General features: G+C 44.7%; 1 protein-coding gene. It reads right to left on the bottom strand.

The features are described 5' to 3' along the window. The coding region (locus tag LGZ98_RS24095; RefSeq protein ID WP_262978768.1) for a hypothetical protein at nucleotides 1-508 on the bottom strand (508 nt) is incomplete at both ends.

The following is a 508-nucleotide window of genomic DNA, read 5'->3' as shown; positions in this document are numbered from 1 at the left end:
GATTGTTTTTCGAGGTGATCCGAGTTTGCTTATCCGCCAGTTTAATCCCTGGGACTTCTCCTTCTACTTCTGAGGCGTTTATGGTCAGTTGAGGAGCATGGCTTAACGCACATGCAATCAGCGCAGAAGTGACTGGCGTATATTTCCCTTCAACTGAGTTATACCTCTCTGACGGTGAATGTAACTCTGCGTTGTTTTTGACAATGGCAGTCACCCCTTTTGCCGACAAAGTTGCCTCAGTATCAATAATGTCACCACCAGCATTAAGGGTTAAATTATTGCCGGCAGTGATGATACTGCTCGCTATGGGTAATTGAAATTGTGGGTAAGATTGTTCGTCTTCCTCGTCATCAGCATTTTCATATTCATAATGCTTTTCATAACCCGTTCCGTGTTCATTTTCATATTCATAGGGGTCATCTGCTGTTATTTTACTCACATCAAGCGTGCCGCCACTGGTCAGAGTAATATCCTTCCCCGCCGTCAAGGAAATGCTTCTCAGGTCGAC

This window comes from Photorhabdus kayaii, assembly GCF_025384895.1.
GTDB classification, from domain to species: Bacteria; Pseudomonadota; Gammaproteobacteria; order Enterobacterales; family Enterobacteriaceae; genus Photorhabdus; species Photorhabdus kayaii.
Note: the sequence above shows the minus strand (reverse complement) of the source record. Positions and strands in the feature narration are given on the sequence as shown.